At 64.1% G+C, this 16,889-nt stretch carries 13 protein-coding genes; 6 read left to right on the top strand and 7 right to left on the bottom strand.

What is annotated here, in order from left to right; genetic code table 11:
- Nucleotides 1-11: 11 nt before the first annotated feature.
- The 3 genes from NNJEOMEG_RS05195 to NNJEOMEG_RS05205 all read right to left on the bottom strand — a co-directional run bounded on the left by NNJEOMEG_RS05195 (nucleotide 12) and on the right by NNJEOMEG_RS05205 (nucleotide 3,722).
- The gene (locus NNJEOMEG_RS05195) at nucleotides 12-626 is read right to left on the bottom strand and encodes a PM0109 family protein (protein ID WP_173081996.1); all 615 of its coding nucleotides are present in this window, start codon (nucleotides 624-626) and stop codon (nucleotides 12-14) included.
- On the bottom strand, nucleotides 623-1,459 hold the full coding sequence (locus tag NNJEOMEG_RS05200; RefSeq protein WP_173081998.1) for a hypothetical protein: 837 nt from the start codon (nucleotides 1,457-1,459) through the stop codon (nucleotides 623-625). The genes NNJEOMEG_RS05195 and NNJEOMEG_RS05200 overlap by 4 nt, the downstream gene beginning before the upstream one ends.
- 337 nt (nucleotides 1,460-1,796) lie before the next feature.
- Nucleotides 1,797-3,722, bottom strand: coding sequence for a DEAD/DEAH box helicase (locus NNJEOMEG_RS05205; RefSeq protein ID WP_173082000.1), 1,926 nt, complete (start codon nucleotides 3,720-3,722; stop codon nucleotides 1,797-1,799).
- Nucleotides 3,723-3,761: 39 nt separating this feature from the next.
- On the opposite strand from NNJEOMEG_RS05205, the gene NNJEOMEG_RS20310 reads away from it, so the two are divergent.
- The 5 genes from NNJEOMEG_RS20310 (at nucleotide 3,762) to NNJEOMEG_RS05230 (ending at nucleotide 9,659) form a co-directional block, all read left to right on the top strand.
- The gene (locus NNJEOMEG_RS20310; RefSeq protein WP_217270480.1) at nucleotides 3,762-4,250 is read left to right on the top strand and encodes a type II toxin-antitoxin system HicB family antitoxin; all 489 of its coding nucleotides are present in this window, start codon (nucleotides 3,762-3,764) and stop codon (nucleotides 4,248-4,250) included.
- Nucleotides 4,247-4,432, top strand: a complete 186-nt coding sequence (locus NNJEOMEG_RS05215; RefSeq protein ID WP_173082002.1) for an addiction module toxin, HicA family — start codon at nucleotides 4,247-4,249, stop codon at nucleotides 4,430-4,432. The genes NNJEOMEG_RS20310 and NNJEOMEG_RS05215 overlap by 4 nt, the downstream gene beginning before the upstream one ends.
- 108 nt (nucleotides 4,433-4,540) lie before the next feature.
- Nucleotides 4,541-5,167: a uracil phosphoribosyltransferase gene (upp, locus tag NNJEOMEG_RS05220; RefSeq protein WP_173082004.1), complete on the top strand. Its 627-nt coding sequence runs from the start codon at nucleotides 4,541-4,543 to the stop codon at nucleotides 5,165-5,167.
- Nucleotides 5,168-5,182: 15 nt separating this feature from the next.
- Nucleotides 5,183-6,433 carry a uracil-xanthine permease family protein gene (locus NNJEOMEG_RS05225; protein WP_173082007.1) on the top strand — a complete coding sequence of 417 codons (1,251 nt, stop codon included), beginning with the start codon at nucleotides 5,183-5,185 and terminating at the stop codon, nucleotides 6,431-6,433.
- 295 nt (nucleotides 6,434-6,728) lie between these two features.
- Nucleotides 6,729-9,659, top strand: coding sequence for a response regulator (locus NNJEOMEG_RS05230; protein ID WP_173082008.1), 2,931 nt, complete (start codon nucleotides 6,729-6,731; stop codon nucleotides 9,657-9,659).
- A 402-nt stretch (nucleotides 9,660-10,061) separates the two neighbouring features.
- On the opposite strand, the gene NNJEOMEG_RS05235 is transcribed toward NNJEOMEG_RS05230, so the two are convergent.
- Nucleotides 10,062-10,553 (bottom strand): DinB family protein, encoded by a 492-nt coding sequence (locus NNJEOMEG_RS05235; protein ID WP_173082009.1) that lies wholly within the window; start codon nucleotides 10,551-10,553, stop codon nucleotides 10,062-10,064.
- A 141-nt stretch (nucleotides 10,554-10,694) separates the two neighbouring features.
- Nucleotides 10,695-11,189 carry a xanthine phosphoribosyltransferase gene (gene gpt, locus NNJEOMEG_RS05240; protein WP_173082010.1) on the bottom strand — a complete coding sequence of 165 codons (495 nt, stop codon included), beginning with the start codon at nucleotides 11,187-11,189 and terminating at the stop codon, nucleotides 10,695-10,697.
- A gap of 317 nt (nucleotides 11,190-11,506) precedes the next feature.
- Here gpt and NNJEOMEG_RS05245 point away from each other — a divergent pair, with 317 nt between their 5' ends.
- Complete coding sequence (locus NNJEOMEG_RS05245) at nucleotides 11,507-12,805, top strand: EAL and HDOD domain-containing protein (protein ID WP_217270481.1); 1,299 nt, start codon at nucleotides 11,507-11,509, stop codon at nucleotides 12,803-12,805.
- 149 nt (nucleotides 12,806-12,954) lie between these two features.
- Here NNJEOMEG_RS05245 and NNJEOMEG_RS05250 read toward each other — a convergent pair whose 3' ends face one another.
- Together NNJEOMEG_RS05250 and NNJEOMEG_RS05255 are read right to left on the bottom strand one after the other, a co-directional pair.
- Complete coding sequence (locus NNJEOMEG_RS05250; protein WP_173082012.1) at nucleotides 12,955-14,379, bottom strand: sigma-54-dependent transcriptional regulator; 1,425 nt, start codon at nucleotides 14,377-14,379, stop codon at nucleotides 12,955-12,957.
- On the bottom strand, nucleotides 14,372-16,756 hold the full coding sequence (locus tag NNJEOMEG_RS05255) for a c-type heme family protein (RefSeq protein WP_173082013.1): 2,385 nt from the start codon (nucleotides 16,754-16,756) through the stop codon (nucleotides 14,372-14,374). Before NNJEOMEG_RS05255 ends, NNJEOMEG_RS05250 begins: the two co-directional genes overlap by 8 nt.
- Nucleotides 16,757-16,889 lie beyond the last annotated feature (133 nt).

A 16,889-nucleotide genomic window follows, 5' to 3' on the forward strand; every position in this document is an offset into this window, starting at 1 on the left:
GCGCGCCCACTTCAGACGGGCTGGCCCAGTTTCGCCGAGGCGCGCTCCCTCATGGCCGCCACGGCCTTACGTGCCGACGCCTTGTCGCCAAGGTCCTCCAGGTTCAGGGCGTCGGCGTAAATCTTATAGCCCGGCAGGGATTTGTGTGCGGCCAACTCGCCGCGTCGGGGATAGTCGGAGCTTCGCCAGACGCTGTAAAACCAGTTCCTGTCCTCACCGTCCGGATCGCTGCACGCGTAGAAATAGAAGCGCAGTTCGCTCGCGCTTTTGTCCACGGGGGCCTCGGGCTCTTTGTCCAGGCCGTTGCCCGTGTCGCTGCGCACCCAGACGTCGATGAGCAGGTCGCCGGCCTCGTGCTGGTGGATCGGGTCCTGCTGCTGCCCGGCTGGCTTGATCCAGAGAACGGAGATGTCGTTGAAGGGCAGGAAGCGACGCCCGGCGTCGTCGCTCAGTTCCAGCCTGTCGAAGCCGCGCGGCACGGCGTTGCGGTAGTTCTGGTGGTAGGTGGTCGCGCCCAGCTCCTTGCGGACGAACGCCAGGAGTTCGACGAGGTGCTGCTGGTAGTCGGCCAGCAGGCGGTAGGCGGTGCGCACGTTCAGCAGGGCGTCGGTCAGGGAAGTGCTCATGAGGTGGTGCTCCAGGTGATTTTCGGAAAGGCCGAGATGGTCAGCGCAGGCGGGTCGAACCGGGACAAGGGGCGGAGCGTCGCGGAGGGTTGCTCCGGCATCGGGGGCGGGACAGGCCCGGAGTCCGGCGCGAAGAGACCCCGGGGAAAGGAAGCGGCGCGGACCTCAAGCGGTTCGAGCCCATCCAGCCAGCGCATCGCCTGGAGGCGTACGCCGTGCCAGTCGTAGACCTTGGCGATGTCGCCCAGCAGCCTCCGGAGGGGCCCCCCTTCGTCCTGCGCGGCTTCCACGGACAGCCTCAGGGCCTGGAACACCTGCCTCCAGCTGCGACAGGCCAGTTCAAACCCGCCGTCCATCCGGGGCAGGCAGGCGTCCACGGCGTCGCGCAGCTCCAATTCCCAGACAGCGTCGTCCTCGTCGGCGTGCCCTCCCACGGCCAGGAGCACCGTGTCCGGGCGCAGCCTGCCTTCGTTCCATCCGGCGGTCAGCTCCCGGGCCAGTTGCTCGGCCATCTGCTGCGGCACGCCGTCGCGGCGCTTGGCCTCCACGAGGATGTCCCTTTCGGTGCAATCCAGCACCACATCAGGCTCCACGCCGCGTTGCCCCGTGGACCACATGGGCCAGAACTCGGCCTCGTTGAGCGTGCCCGCCGGATGGTCCAGGCCCAGCAGGCGGTCCAGGAAGTCCGCGAACACGTCGTCGGGGAGATAGCCCAGCCGCTCGAAGACCGTGGCGGTGAGAATGTCTTCCGCGCCCACGGCCTCGGAGGAGTCCCAGCCGCCGCCGGAGAGGCCCGTGCCGCGCCGCTTGCCCTGGATGACGGCGGTCAGCACGGGAGGGATATCCTGGAGGATGCGATGTGGGAGGTCGAGGCGGCCGACCGGGAAGACGCGGCGCAAGGGGGGGCGGAGCGTTGGCGCATGGGGACGGACTCCTTTCCCCTGCGTGCGGACGGCGGGGGGGCTATGAACCAAGGGCCGTCTGGCCCATGAGGCCGCAGACGGGGTCTGCAGTCCCGCGCGTGGCGCAGCCTGGAGCAGGGCGGCTTTGCCGCCTGCGAACGGCTCCGGCGAATCCCCTCTTAGGGGTGGCGCAACGAAAAAAGGGCCGTGAGGCCCTTTTTTCGTTACATCAAAACCCTGCGGGAGTCACCCCGCCGGGCGTCGAGCGCTAGGCGCTCTGGCCGCCGCCGCGGCGCGTGCCCCGGCGGTTGCCCTGGCCCGCGCGGGGGCCGTTGCCGGAGGCTTCCTTGCGGCGCTTGTCCTGGTAGCGGTTGGCGTTGCCCGCCACCTCGGTGGCGCGGCCGTAGAACCCGCCGCCCCCGTGGGCGTTGCCCTGGTCCCCGGACTGGCTTCCGGCGCGCCTGACGCCCCGTCCGGCGTTGCGGTTCCCGGCGTGGTTGCCGTCGTAGTCGCCGTGGATGCGCGGCTGGGGCGGCTGCACCATCACGAAGTTGTCCTGGCCCAGCCAGCCGCTCACGAGACTGTGGGAAGCGGCCTCGGTGTTGTAGTTCTTTTCCTGGGCGTCGTCCGCGGACGCTGCGGCCATCACGCCGCCCTGGCGGGTGATGTTGCCCTCCACGCCGCCCTGGCGGGGCTTGCCGCCCTGGCCCTGGCGGACGGGCATGCGGTTGCCGATGGAATCCTCGTCGATGCCCTGGGCCTGGACGGGAGCCTGCGGGCGGGGCCGGGCCTTGGGAGCCGCGGCCTGGGCGCGGGGCTCGGCGGCCTGGCGCGTTCCGGGCTGGGCGGCCATGCCTCCCTGGCGGGGCGCCCTGGCGGGTTCTCCGCCCTGGCGCACGCCGGACTGGCCCTGACGGGCGGGTTCACCGCCCTGGCGCACGCCCGGTTTGGCGGCCATGCCGCCCTGGCGGGCGGGCTGGGAGGCCTGGGGCCTGGGGGCGCGGGCCTGTCCGCGTCCGGGCAGGGGAGGGCGCTGGAATTCGGTGTCGCGGTCGGGGGCTACCGCGCCGTAGTCGAAGCCTTCCACCTTGCGGCGCTCGATGGCCTTGCCCAGCAGGCGCTCGATGGCCCGCACCATGGAGGTGTCCTCGTGGGTGATCAGGGAGTGGGCCTGACCCTCGCGCTCGGCGCGGCCGGTGCGGCCCACGCGGTGGGTGTAGGTCTCGGGGGTGTCGGGCAGGTCGTAGTTGATCACGTGGGCCACGCGGGAAACGTCGATGCCCCGGGCGGCGATGTCGGTGGCCACCAGCACGGAATAGCGGCCGTCGCGGAAACCGTCCATGGCCTTCTGGCGCTGGTTCTGGGAGAGGTTGCCCTGGATGCAGGCGGCCTGGTGTCCCTGGCGGCAGAGCTGTTCGGCCAGGCGCTTGGCGCGGTGCTTGGTGCGCGCGAAGACGAGCACGGAGCCGTCGTCCGCTTTGCCCAGCAGGTTGAGCAGCAGCTTGGTCTTGAGGTGCTGGGGCACGGGGTAGAGGCGCTGCTCGATGGTCTGGGCGGGCTTGGCGTGGCCGATCTTCACCAGGGCCGGGTCCTTGAGGGTCTCGCCCGCCAGGCCGCGGATGGATTCGGGCATGGTGGCCGAGAAGAGCAGGGTCTGGCGCTCGGCGGGGAGCTTGGCCAGGATCTTGCGGATGTCGGGGAGGAAGCCCATGTCGAACATGTGGTCGGCTTCGTCGAGCACCAGGACCTCCACGCTGGAGAGGTTGGCGTTGCCCTGGTTGAGGTGGTCCAGGAGCCTGCCGGGGCAGGCCACCAGGATGTCCGCGCCCCGGCGCAGGTTGGCGGCCTGGGGGGAAAGGCTCACGCCGCCGTAGACGGTGGCGGTGCGCATGCGCATTCCGGCGGTGTAGTCCTTGGCGCTCTGGGCGATCTGTTCGGCCAGTTCGCGGGTGGGGGCCACCACCAGGCAGCGGGCGGAGCCGCGCAAGGGCTTGGGCTCGCGCAGGAAGCGGTCGATGATGGGGAGCAGGAAGGCGGCGGTCTTGCCGGTGCCGGTCTGGGCCAGGCCCATCACGTCGCGGCGCTGCTTGACGTGGGGGATGGCTTCACGCTGGATGGGGGTGGGGGTTTCGTAGCCCAGCTTGGCGACGTTGGCGAGAATGGAGGCATGGAGATCGAAATCGTCGAATTGCAATGGATATCCTTGGGTTCGCGTTGACGGCGAAGAGCTGGCGTGACGCGCTTTGCTGCTTTCGCGGTCAGGAAGGCTCTCACGGGGAAACTGGTGGTGCGGCAGGTGCAGTCTGGTTGGGATGGGCGGGGCTTGCAGCTGGCCTCCGCCTCGCAGGCAGTCATGCCGGAGCGCTTGGATGCGCTGACACCCCATGTAAGCCTTTCGGGGGGCATGTCAAGCGTCGTGAACGGGGCGGGCGTTTTTTCGGAAGCGCGCGGGATGACTTTTCCGGGCACGGTGTTAATCGAGGGTTCTATCGCTTGCAGGGATATGTCCATGAAAAATGAATACACCGCCGTTATCCGGCAGGACGGCGACTGGTGGATCGGCTGTGTGGAGGAAATCCCTGGCGTGAACTGCCAGGAACCCACCCGCGAGCAACTGCTCGAGACGCTGCGCGAGACGCTGCGCGAGGCCATCGAGTTCAACCGCATTGATGCGCGCCATGCAGCCGGGTCAGGCTTCACCAGCGCATTGATCCGCGCGTGAAGCGCGTTCAACTCCTCAAGCATCTCCCCCGCCAGGGGTGCGAACTGCTCCGCGAGGGAGGCAGGCACTCCTGGCGGCTGAACTCCGCCACGGGCAGGCGCTCCGCCGTGCCCCGGCACACCGAGATCTCCGACCTGCTGGCACGAAAGATCTGCCGCGACCTGGGAGTGGACGAGCCCTGACGCGCTTACGACGATCCCCGCGCGCGCACCCCCTTGACCTCTACCCTTTCAGTCGGCAAAATTCCAAAGTTTTGCGCGTTTGACAAATCACCAACCAAGGAGGGGGGCATGCCGGTAACCGTGGTCGATCATCCCCTGGTGCGGCACAAGCTGGGCATTCTGCGTCAGGACGGCGTGAGCACCAAGAGCTTCCGCGACCTGGCCGGGGAAGTGGCCAGGCTTCTGACCTACGAGGCCACCAAGGACCTCAAGACCGAGAAGAAGACCGTGCAGGGCTGGGCCGGCTCCGTGGAAGTGGAGCAGATCAAGGGCAAGAAGATCACCGTGGTGCCCATCCTGCGCGCGGGTCTGGGCATGATGGACGGCGTGCTGGACATGATCCCCGGGGCCAAGGTCTCGGTGGTGGGCATGTACCGCAACGAGGAGACCCTGGCCCCCGTGCAGTATTACGTGAAGCTGGCCAAGGAGATCCAGAAACGCACGGCGCTCATCCTGGACCCCATGCTGGCCACGGGCGGCACGCTCATCGCCACCATCGACCTGCTCAAGGAAGCGGGCTGCAAGAAGATCAAGGGCCTCTTCCTGGTGGCCGCCCCCGAGGGCCTGGCCAAGCTGGAGGCCGCGCACCCCGACGTGCACGTCTACGTGGCAGCCATCGACGAGCGCCTCAACGAGGTGGGCTACATCCTGCCCGGGCTCGGCGACGCGGGCGACAAGATTTTCGGAACCAAATAAAGGAGCGCTCCCCCCATGGCCCTGGCTTCCAACAATCCCGACTACGTGCTGCGCCTGCGGGACTTCCCCGTGGGAGCGCAGATGCTCTTCGTGGCCTTCGGCGCGCTGGTGCTCGTGCCGCTGCTCACCGGGCTCGACCCCAACGTGGCCCTCTTCACCGCGGGCGTGGGCACCCTGATCTATCAGGTGCTCACCAAGTTCCAGATTCCCATCTTCCTGGGATCGTCCTTCGCCTTCATCGCCCCCATCATGCTCTGCACGCAGCGCTACGGCGCGTCGGCCTCCCTGGGCGCGCTGGCCATGGTGGGGCTGGTGTACGTGGCGGTGGCGCTGATCATCAAGGCCAAGGGCACGGCGTTTCTTCTGCGTCTGCTGCCCCACGTGGTGACGGGTCCGGTGATCATGGTCATCGGCCTGATCCTGGCCCCGGTGGGCGTGTTCATGGCCATGGGCAAGACCGGCGACGGGGCCAAGGTGCTCTATCCCGAGAACCAGGCCCTGGTGATCTCCATGATCTCCCTGGCCGTGACGGTGCTGGTGGCCATCCGGGGCCGGGGCATCCTGAAACTGATCCCCATCCTCTGCGGCATCGCGGCGGGCTACTGCGCGAGCCTGGTGGCGGGCATCGTGGACTTCGCCCCCGTGGCGGCCGCGCCGTGGTTCAAGATGCCCAGCTTCACCGCGCCCACGTTCAGCGTGGAGGCCATGCTGATCATCGTGCCCGTGGCCATCGCGCCCATCATCGAGCACATCGGCTCGGTGCTGGCCATCGGCTCCGTGACGGGCAAGAACTACATCGACCAGCCCGGCGTGCACCGCTCGCTCCTGGGCGACGGCGTGGCCACCAGCCTGGCGGGCTTCCTGGGCGGGCCGCCGCTGACCACCTACGCCGAGGTGACGGGCGCGGTGTCGCTCATCAAGATCTACAACCCGGCGCTCATGACCTGGGGCGCGGTGACGGCCGTGGGCCTGGCGTTCATCGGCAAGCTGGGGGCGCTTCTGCAGACCATCCCGGCCCCCGTCATGGGCGGGATCATGCTGCTCTTGTTCGGGGCCATCATGGTGGTGGGCTTGAACTCGCTGGTGCAGGACGGCCAGGACCTGATGAAGCCGCGCAACATGGTGATCGTGGCGCTCATCGTGGTGCTGGGCATGGGCAAGATGAGCTTCTCGTTCTGGGGCGTGCACCTGGAAGGCATCGGCCTGGCGGGCGTCGCGGGCGTGCTGCTCAACGTGATCCTGCCGAGAGACCGGGCCGAAGACTGACGAACCGGACCGGATAAGACAAGAACAAGGCAATGAAGAAGGCCCGCCGCGAGGAGTCGCGGCGGGCCTTTTTTTTTGAAGTGACTGGGATGATGCAAAATGTACAGTCTGAGTTATCCCAGGGGCTTCTATGGTCCTCCAACTCCGAACTAACAAATTTCCATCTGTTCTGGAGTGAGAGATTGCCTTGAAACTGGTTGGCATGGTATAAAAGAGGAGTCTGTATTTTGGGCAGGAGCCATCAGCAAACGGATGACATAGATGCCTTGAACAAACCGCCGCAAAGGATTTCAATATGATGGTTTGGCATGTATTTCGATTTATCGTGTATATTGTAGTTGTGCAATCTGTGTTTACGATCCACAGTCATTCTGTGGCTTATGGCTCTTCGGTCAGGCAGGTAAAAAGGTTTGAATTGAATGCGGACGAAAGTGAGTTTATTAAAAATTTGCAACCGCTTAGAGTCATGGTAGATGACAATTTCATCCCAATATCGTATTATGATGTTCCAAATAAATTGTATAAAGGTATCAGCGTTGACCTGTTTGTGAGCATGGCTCAAGGCATTGGCCTTAAATATCAATTTATACATGTTGAAGGGATGCTTTGGTCTGAAAAAGTTGAGTTGTTTAATAAGGGGGATGTCGATGTACTTTTGCCTGTTAGCATCAATGACCAGCGTTCGGCGAGGGGAATTTTTACTAGTACGTATTATAATTCACATTATGGATGTATTTCAAAAAAGACACGGCATGTCAAGATTAACAGTCTAGATGATTTGTCGTGCTACTCAGTCGGAGTGGTTAAGGAGTCGGCGATAGTGCCACTTGTTCAGTCGATTGTTGACCAAGCGCGAATAGTTGTTTTCCCTGGGCAGGAGGAGCTTTATAGTGGAATTAGGAACGGTGTTGTTGATGTTGGGCTGCAAAACATCAATGTTTTCCTGGAGGACCGTTCAAATCTTGAATACTTTGATATTGAACTAATGTATACTGTCAAAGAATTTCCAAGAAAGTATTCTTATTATTTGACAAAAACGGATCAACACAAAATTCTTGCAGAAATTTTCAGCCGCTACATTGACAGCGTAGACTGCAGCGAGTTGGTGGCTTCATATGAGCGGGGCGAGGATGAGTTGATTTTGCGCTATATGGAACAGAAAAGCCAGGGAAGGGTGCTGATTGCGCTCATGGCGGGGGCGTTGATTCTTCTTGCGCTTATTAGTGTTGCATATGCAAATCATCGGAAGATGACGTCAATACTTTCTGCGACGTTGAAACAAGTGCAGTCGCAACAGGAAGTAATTTTGGACAGTGAGCACAGGCATCGCGTAATATTCGAAAATTCGCCCCTTGGAATGATTCGATTCTCAAATGATGGAACAATACTCGATTGCAACGACAAGTTCGTTGAGTTGATGGGGTCGACTCGGGCCGATTTGATAGGTTTTAATACGGCAAGGCAGAGCACTCTAAAAATGCGTGAAGCGATTGGAAGAGCTTTGTCTGGCGAGTGCGCTACATATGAGGATATTTATGTTTCAGTGACCGGCAACAAGGAAACCGCTTTACGCGTAATTTTCAATCCTGTTCGGCATGAGGCTCCGACAGAGGTTATCGCAACTCTTGAAGATGTCTCCAAGCGTCGAGAAGCAGAGGAGGCGCTTAAGATTAGCGAGGAGCGGTATCGTTCGTTGTTTACAGCTCAACTTGATGCATTCGCTTTACATGAAATCATTCTGGGTGCTGATGGGCATCCCGTGGACTACCGTTTTCTGGCTATGAACCCAGCATTTGAATCAATTACTGGACTTAAGATTGAAAATGTGCTGGGTCGAACAGTTATGGAGGTGCTCCCAAATACTGAAAGCTATTGGGTTGATCTTTACGGAAAAGTGGCGATGGAAGGTGCCCCTCTGAGAATAGAAAATTACAGCAAGGCACTAAACCGTCATTTCGAAGTTAGTGCTTACTCTCCGCAGAGAGGACAGTTCGCGGTGGTTTTTCGAGATGTAACGGACCAACATAACGCTAGTCTTGAGCTTGTAAAGGCAAAGGAAGCGGCAGAGAACGCAAATACATCAAAGTCTGAATTCTTGGCAAATATGAGCCATGAAATCCGTACGCCCCTAAATGGTGTGCTAGGCATGCTTCAGCTTCTAGAAAACACTAACCTTGATGAAGAGCAAAGTGAATATCTGCTTGCTGCTGTACAGTCTTCCAGGCGTTTGACCCTGCTTCTCTCGGACATCCTCGATCTTTCGCGGATCGAAGCAGGTAAACTCGTCATTCAGAACTTGGTTTTCACCGTGGGAAATCTTAGAGATTCTGTTTTGGATCTGTTCGCCATTCCTGCCAAAGAAAAGAATCTGTCGCTACAGTTCTCCATTGATGACCAGACGCCATCGAGTCTTATTGGCGATGAGGTCCGCCTGCGTCAGGTTCTCTTTAATCTTGTAGGCAATGCCATAAAATTTACTGACAAAGGGTTTGTTGCAGTAGACATAAGGCTTATTCAAGTGCAGAAGCCGGCCAAGGTGCGATTGCTATTTTCCGTGAGTGATAGTGGCATTGGTATCCCAGATAGTATGTTAAGAAATATTTTTGAACCCTTTACCCAGGGTGAGGATACATACACGCGGCGCTTCCAGGGCGCTGGTTTAGGCCTCTCTATAGTATTTAAACTTGTAAATATGATGGGTGGCGTTCTCTCGATTGACAACAATGTTGACGGTGGTACAACAATATATTTAAGTCTTCCTTTCGCTATGCCTCATGGCGCAGATCAAGCCACTAGACAGTCATTATCTGTTGCCGTGCAACCAGTTAGAATCCCCATGCGGATTCTTTTGGCTGAAGATGACAGGGTGAGCCAGCTCGCCGCAAAGCGAATGCTGGAAAAAACGGGATACACTGTCTTCACTGCGCAAGATGGTCTTGAAGCCTTAAAATTGCTTGCTGAGAATGATTTTGACATGGTTTTCATGGATATCCAGATGCCCAATATGGATGGAGTGGAGGCGACGAAGACAATTCGAAACGCTTCACGTTTCGGAACAAGGTCTAAGATTCCAATAATCGCAATGACAGCGTATGCCATGGCCGGAGACAAAGATAAGTTCCTGGCTGCGGGAATGGATGACTACATTGCTAAGCCCGTCGAGAAGGCTACTCTAATCGAAGTGATTGAACGTGTGATGGCTAACCGTCGTGAGAACGTTGTGTGATAAGGAGGACTGCACAAGCACCGCTCGCTCCTGACTGGATGATTAGCTGCTCCCGTCCGTGCCGACCACCTCAATCACCCTCTTTCCTCGTCACCTGTTCCCCAGAATAACACCCCCACCATCACCCACTCCACCCCTTCATACCCCGCCTCACCCCTCCAGCGCTCCGCCCCTGACGGCGCAGGCCTCTCCCCAGCTCCCTTCCAAAGCCAGTTCCACTGTTTCCTGGACGTTCTCCAGGGCCTCTTCCAGCAAATCCCCGCCGTGTTGCAGCCCGGGATGTTCAACAGCGTCACGCCGCAGGCCTTGCCGGGTTCGATGAAGAGCACGGCGGGGGAGAGCGTGCGGGCTCCTTGCCGGGGTGCGTGCCCTGGCAAAGCAGAGTGCTCGTAGCCGCCCCGCTCAGGCCTTCCCAGCCAGCACCTCGCGCAGGTGCTCGATGTGCGAGCCCACGTGGTAGCTGCCCAGGCCGGAGATGAAGGCCCCCAGGGTGGGGTATTCTCCCAGGGGGGAAGCCTTGAGCAGGGGGATGCGCGCCGTGCGGGCCAGCTGCTCCGGGGTGAGCGTGGCCACGAAGGCGGCCGCGCGTTCGTATTCCGCCCGCGTCTCGTCCACCAGACGCGCCAGGGGCATGGCCGCCCGCTCCGGCGTGAACCAGGTGGTTTCGGGCACGAGCTCGATGGTGGGGGTGTCCTCGTCCAGGAAGCGCCGCAGCATCCGCACATGGACGTCGGGCTCCGGCCCCAGCAGGTGGGAGACGATCTCCTTGGGCGTCCAACGGCCCTCGGGCGCGCGGGACGCGGCGGCCTCGTCCAGGCCGACGCAGGCCGTGACCAGTTCTTCCAGGGTGTCGCGGATTTCCTGGGCCAGCTCTTCTCCGGTCTTGCTCGTCATGGCGGTCGCCTCCAAGGACATGCCCTCGGGCATGGGATGTGACGCCACTCTACCGGGTTCTCCGGGACGCGTAAACAGACGGGGGGGCTTCGACCGTTCGTCGGGCGCGATCCGGCGGGGCCGTCTCGTGCCGGGGCGGCCTCAGCCGTCGTTCTTCGCCGTCTTCACGATGGGCTGGATGAACTGGGGCTCGGAGTCCCAGGGGAAGAGGATCCAGGTGTCCTGGCTCACCTCGGTGATGTAGGCGTCCACCAGGGGGCGTCCCTCGGGCTTGGCGTACACCGTGGCGAAGTGCGCCTTGGGCAGCATCTCGCGCACGCGCTTGGCCGTGCGCCCGGTGTCCACCAGGTCGTCGATCAGCAGCCACCCCTCGCCGTCGCCCTCCACGCCCTTGAGCACCTGCACAGTCTCGCCCTGGCTCTGCCAGTCGTAGCTGGCCACGCACACCGTGTCGATGAGCCGGATGTCCAGTTCGCGCGCCACGATGGCCGCCGGGATCAGCCCGCCCTTGGTGATGGCGTAGATGCCCTTCCAGGGGCCGAGCCCCATGAGCCGCCAGGACAGCGCCTTGCTGTCGCGGTGCAACTGGTCCCAACTGACGGGATACATGCGGTGGTAACGGTCGTTGTCGGACATGGCGCGCCTCCTCGCCCCGTGCGGGCAAGGGCTAGTTAGGGCAAGCCCGGCCCGCGCGCAAGGGGGCGCGTTCGCCCGGCGGTTTTCGGCCTGCTCCGTGCGCAGTGCACTCAGGTGGAGGGCGGCTTCCCCCCACGCAAGCGGCCCACGCAAGCACCATCCGGGAGGGGTGTCTTCATGCAGAGTGCGGTGAGTGCGCCCGCGGCCGATTCTCGCTTGATTCCAAAGCAAGGAAAGACTAGTATCAGGATTGATACACAACTGTCTGATTTGACACACGATGTTTGTCCGGACAACCGGGCGTGGGGCTTGCCATCATGATTGAAGAGAACCAGGAAGAAGCAGGGGCCTGCTTCCTTTCCAGACATCCCGTTTTCGACAAGACGAAAAAGGTCCACGCCTACGAGGTGGTGGCACGCTCCGTGCTTGTCTCCGACGATCCCTCCCACGTGGACGTGGACGCCTTCTCCTGGATGGTCAGCGACGGCGCGGGGGAACTCCAGCTGCTCCTGGAAGACTCCGAGCGCCTGATGATCTTCGTGCCCGACCCCATGCTCGACGCCCCCGAGGTGCACCTGCTGCCCATGGACTACTGCGAGCTGGTGGTCAGCCCCCAGGAGACCGAACGCGGGAACCTCGAGGAACTCCTCGCCTTCTACCAGGACTACGGCTACTCCCTGGCCCTGCGCTTCGCGGGCTCCTGCCAAGAGCACGGTCATCTTTTGAAATACGCCTCAACGGTGATCCTGGACCTGGCCACCCTCACGCCCATGGAGCTGGCCAAGGAACGCAAGTTCCTCAAAGGCTTCAAGGTGCGGGCCATGCTGGACCACGTGGACTCCTGGGAGGCCTTCGCGGGCTCCAAGGCCCTGGGGTTCGACCTCTTCCAGGGGGCCTTCTTCGGCAGGCCCGAGGTGGTGAAGGGCAAGAAGCTCTCCGCCAACTCGCTCACGCGCATGGAGTTGATGGGCAAACTGCTGGACGAGAACTCCTCCTACAAGGACATGGCGGCCATCATCGCCAAGGATCCGCTGCTCTCCTACCGCCTACTCAAGTACGTGAACTCCCCGGGCGTGGGCCTGGGCCGCACCGTAAGCTCCATCGAGCACGCCGTGGCCATCCTGGGCGACACCGCCTTCAAGCACTGGGCCATGATGGCCCTGGTGGCCAGCCTGGACGCCACCGCCAAGGGCGAGGAACTGGCCTACCTCTCCCTGCACCGCGCCAGCTTCCTGGAAAAGATGGCCGGGCGCGCCAAGGCCTCGCCCGTGCCCCCCAAGACCATGTTCCTGCTGGGCCTGTTCTCCCTGCTGGACGCCATGCTGGGCCAGCCCATGGCCGAACTGGTGGCCTCCATGCCCATGGACCCGCGCATCAAGGCCGCCCTCTCCGGCGAGAGGAACTCCCTCGGCCCCTGGCTGGACCTGGTGAACTGCGTGGACCAGAACCGCTGGTGCGACGTGGGCGTGATCCTCTCCGAGCAGAAGGTGAGCCACATCGGCGCGGCCAGGGACTATCTGGAGGCCTCGCGCTGGGCCAGGGAGTGCTTCCGCTCCGGGCTCAAGGACAAACTGGTCGAAGCCCCCGGGCACAAGCAGGCCGATCAGGCGGGCTGATCCTTCCAGGCGCCCGGCGCAGCGCGCCGGGAGCGCGGCTTCGCCGGATGGGGAGCCGGTGGGCGCAGCCCCGGCGCAGGCGCAGGGCGGGCGGGATGCCGTAGCCCCCGCGCCCTCCGCGACGCCCGCGGGCTGCCTAGGCGGAGGGCTTACTCGTCGGCGTATTCCCCGGCCGGACGGAAGCGCGCGGCGTCCACGCCCAGGCGCTTGAGAATCTTCTGCAGAGACACCCGCTCCAGCCCCGAAAGCCTCGCGGCCTGGGTCACGTTGCCGCGCGTGCGTTCCATGAGCCCCAGCACGTAGGAGCGGGTGAAGTCGTCCAGCACGCGCTCCTTGGCCTCCAGGTAGTTGCCGTAGCCCGTGGCCGCGCCGGGGTTTTTCGCCTGGGCGTCCAGCAGGCGCACCTGGGCCTCGGTGATGTAGGGGCCGCTGGAAAACACCGCCGCGCGCCGCACGAAGTTCAAGAGTTCCCGCACGTTGCCCGGCCAGTTCCTGGCCTTGATGAAGTCCAGGGCGTCGGGGGTCAGCTCCTTTTCTCCGGTCTCCAGTTCCTCGCAGGTGCGCGCCAGGAAGTGTCTGGCCAGCAGGGGGATGTCCTGGGAGCGCTCGCGCAGGGGCGGCACGTGGAGGGTGAGCACGTTGAGGCGGTAGTAGAGGTCCTCCCGGAACTCCCCGGCGGCCATGCGCGCCTCCAGGCGGCGGTTGGTGGAGGCCAGGATGCGGGCGTCCACGCGGATGGCCTCGCTGCCGCCCACGGGGCGCACCTCCTTCTCCTGGAGCGCGCGCAGGAGCTTGGGCTGCACGTGGGTGGGCATGTCGCCGATCTCGTCCAGGTGCAGGGTGGAGCCGTCGGCGGCCAGGAAGAGCCCTTGCCGGGCCTGGGCCGCGCCGGTGAAGGCCCCCTTCACGTGGCCGAAGAGCTCGCTCTCCAGCAGGTGTTCGGGCACGGCCGTGCAGTTGAGGCTGACCATGGTGTTGGCCCCGCGCCGCGAGAGCGCGTGGATGGTGCGCGCCACCAGCTCCTTGCCCGAGCCCGATTCGCCCTGGATGAGCACGGTGTAGTCGTTCTGGGCCACGGCCTGGATTTCGCCCAGCAGCCTGCGCATGGCCGGGCTCTCGCCGATGATGGACTGGCCGCGCGGGCACGCTCCGGCGGCCTGGCGCAGCCGTCTGTTTTCGCGCATGAGCGCGGCGCGGTCCAGGGCGCGGGCCACGCAGCGGAAGAGCACGTCCTGGTCCACGGGCTTGGCCAGGAAGTCGTAGGCCCCGCTTTTCAGGGCCTTCACGGCGGCCTCCACGCTGCCGTAGCCGGTGAGCATCACCACGGTGAGGGCGGGCGCCACGGTGAGGGCCTGCTCCAGCAGGGCGAAGCCGTCCTGGCCGGGCATGCGCACGTCGGTGATCATCAGGGCGCAGGGCCGCTCCTGCAGGGCCTCCAGGGCCTTGGCGGCGCTGTCGCGCACGAGCACGGTGTGGGCGGGGAAGCCCTTCTGGAGGAGCCGGGCGATGCCCTTGGCGAAGGTGGCCTCGTCGTCCACCACCAGGATGGCGTCGCTGGAGAAGTCTTCAGTCATCGGGTGTCTCCGGGGCCAGGGGCAGGCGGATGGCGAACACGGCACCGCCGTCGTTGCTCACGTCCACGGCGCCGTCGAGGTCTCGCACGAGGCCGTAGACCACGGCCAGCCCCAGGCCGGTGCCCTTGCCCACGCTCTTGGTGGTGAAGAAGGGGTCGAAGATGCGCCGCAGGTGTTCCTCCGGGATGCCCGGGCCGTTGTCGGCCACGGTGAGCACCACCTCGGAGGCCCCGGCGTCGAGCCGCGCGCCGATGCGCACCAGCCCCTGCCCGGCGTCGCCCGCCTCCTCGATGGCGTCCAGGGCGTTGAGCAGCAGGTTGGTGAGGATCTGCTCCAGGGCCGAGGAACTGGCCAGCACGGGGGGCAGGTCCGGCGGCAGCGAGACCTCGATGGCCGTGGCGCTGCGCAGGGCCTTGCCCCGGAACACCCGTGCGATGAACTCCACCGACTCGGCCAGGCTGGCCGCGCCCTGGGCCTCGTGCCGGGGGCGGGCGAAACGCATGAGGTCCTCCAGCACCTTGCGGGCCTGGAGGGTGTGGCGGATGATGATGTCCAGGTCCTGGGCGTGGGGGCTCTGGCCGTCGTCCCAGAGCAGGCGGGCGTAGCAGAGGATCACGCCCAGGGGGTTGTTGATCTCGTGGGCCATGCCCGCGGCCAGGAGGCTCATGGCCATGGATTTCTCGCTCTGTTGGAGCTTGGCGAGCATGGTCTTTTCGGCGGTGTTGTCGCGGGCGTAGACGATGGCCCGGCCGGAGCCGGCCAGGCGGTCCATGGGGTAGGCGCGCAGGGTGAGGGAACGCCCGTCGGGCAGCACGGCCTCCCGGGCGATGGCCTCGCCCCGGCCGCTGGCGCACTCGGCGGCCAGCGCGGCGAAGCCCATCGCGCCGGAGCCTCCGCCCAGGCCGGAGAGGAGCGTCTGGGCGCCCTCGTTGGCGTGGAGCACCTCGCCGGTGCTGGAGATGAGGAAGAGGGGGTCCGCGATGCCCTCGAAGATGGACTCCAGCACGGCCTTCTGGCGCAGCACGTTCTCCATGGCCTCCAGGTTCTCCAGGGCGATGGAGAGCTGGCGGCCCACGGCCTTGAACACCTCGCGCCCGGGGCCTTCCAGGGTGGTCTGGCCGTCCCAGCCCATCCAGAGGCCGCCGCGCACCGACCCGGCCGAGAGCACGGGTGCCCAGGCCTGGCCGGGGGAGAAGACGCTTTCGCCCTCCAGGAGCCTGCCCTGCTGATCGGGGTTGGGGCAGCGGGCCGCGCCCTGGGGCCAGGCGTGGACGTTCATGGAGTAGAAGCAGCAGAACCCGGCGGCGCGCGCCTCGAAGCGCCCGGCCACGGCGCGCAGGGCCTCGTCGAGCAGCCGCGCGCGGTCGGCCCCTTTCACGAAAAGTTCCAGCACGTGGAGAAACAGGGCCACGTCCGCGCCCCGGGCCTCGGCCTCGGCGGTGGCCTGGGCGGTGCGGGCGGCCACCTTGGCCTCCAGGTTGGCGGCGTAGTCGCGCAGTTGTTCCTTTGCGTCGCGCAGGTGGTCGGCGAAGCGCTCCATGTCTTCGATCATGCCCTCTATCTCGTCGCGTTCGCGGCGCGGGGCGTTGTCCAGGGTGCGCCCGGCCTCGGCGGGAAAGCGCGAACGCATGAGCGCGGCCAGGCGGCCGATGTTCACCACGGTCATGCGGTCGAAGAAGAGGTGGTTGACGCCGATGATGAGCAGCGTCCCCATGGCGAAGACCAGGATGTAGTTGAACACGGCGCGGTTGATGGCCGCGGCCTCGCTCTCCACGGGCATGATGATGCTGTCGAGCCCTGCCACCTCGCCTTCGACGCGTCCGAAGCCGCGCTGGTCGCCGTAGCGGGCAAGGAGCACCTTGGGCGCGTCGGCGGGTCTGCCGTGGCAGGAGAGGCAGGCTTCCTCGAAGACCACGGGGCGCGCGGTCATGAAGTATTCTTCGCCGTTCTCGGTGTAGTAGCGGCTGATCTGCGTCTCGTCGGGGTTTTCGCGGAAGTGGGCGATGAGCTGGGCCTCGCGGGGGTCCGCGCCGTATTCGGGGTTGCGCGGGTCCAGCGCAACGCGGCGGTAGGTGTACTTGTCCTTGGCGGTGTTCAGGTCCGAGAGCACCTTGCGGGTGACGTAGGAGGTGGACATGGCCTCGATCACGAACGAGTCCGGCGGCAGGGTCTCGTACATGGTGGGGCGCAGGGTCTCGCGGACGTAGGTCTGGATGGCCAGCACGTGGGAGAGCACCATCTGGGCCTTGTCGGCCACTTCGGTCTCCAGGAGCACGCGCAGATAGTGGTTGAGCGAGACGCCGAAAACCAGGCCGATGCCCAGGGTCACGGCCAGGAGCCGGATGACGAGCATGGTCTTGAGCTTGGCTTTCTTCATGGGGCCTCTGGCCGGGCCGGGCAGGCCCGGCCCAGCAATAGGTGCCGGTCCGGGGGGGTGTCAACCGCGCGGTCCGGCGGTCTCGGGCGGTCCGGGGGCGCGCCGGTCCGGTTGGTTCCGGTCCGGCGCGCCG

It is taken from the genome of Fundidesulfovibrio magnetotacticus (assembly GCF_013019105.1).
In the GTDB taxonomy this organism is placed as follows: Bacteria; Desulfobacterota; Desulfovibrionia; order Desulfovibrionales; family Desulfovibrionaceae; genus Fundidesulfovibrio; species Fundidesulfovibrio magnetotacticus.

Bases quoted from the DNA above. Each gene is read 5' to 3' on its own strand.
- NNJEOMEG_RS05195 (WP_173081996.1), bottom strand. From the start codon at position 626: ATGAGCACTTCCCTGACCGACGCCCTGCTGAACGTGCGCACCGCCTAC.
- upp (WP_173082004.1), top strand. From the start codon at position 4,541: ATGCCGGTAACCGTGGTCGATCATCCCCTGGTGCGGCACAAGCTGGGC.
- NNJEOMEG_RS05225 (WP_173082007.1), top strand. From the start codon at position 5,183: ATGGCCCTGGCTTCCAACAATCCCGACTACGTGCTGCGCCTGCGGGAC.
- NNJEOMEG_RS05230 (WP_173082008.1), top strand. From the start codon at position 6,729: ATGATGGTTTGGCATGTATTTCGATTTATCGTGTATATTGTAGTTGTG.
- NNJEOMEG_RS05235 (WP_173082009.1), bottom strand. From the start codon at position 10,553: ATGACGAGCAAGACCGGAGAAGAGCTGGCCCAGGAAATCCGCGACACC.
- gpt (WP_173082010.1), bottom strand. From the start codon at position 11,189: ATGTCCGACAACGACCGTTACCACCGCATGTATCCCGTCAGTTGGGAC.
- NNJEOMEG_RS05245 (WP_217270481.1), top strand. From the start codon at position 11,507: ATGATTGAAGAGAACCAGGAAGAAGCAGGGGCCTGCTTCCTTTCCAGA.
- NNJEOMEG_RS05250 (WP_173082012.1), bottom strand. From the start codon at position 14,379: ATGACTGAAGACTTCTCCAGCGACGCCATCCTGGTGGTGGACGACGAG.
- NNJEOMEG_RS05255 (WP_173082013.1), bottom strand. From the start codon at position 16,756: ATGAAGAAAGCCAAGCTCAAGACCATGCTCGTCATCCGGCTCCTGGCC.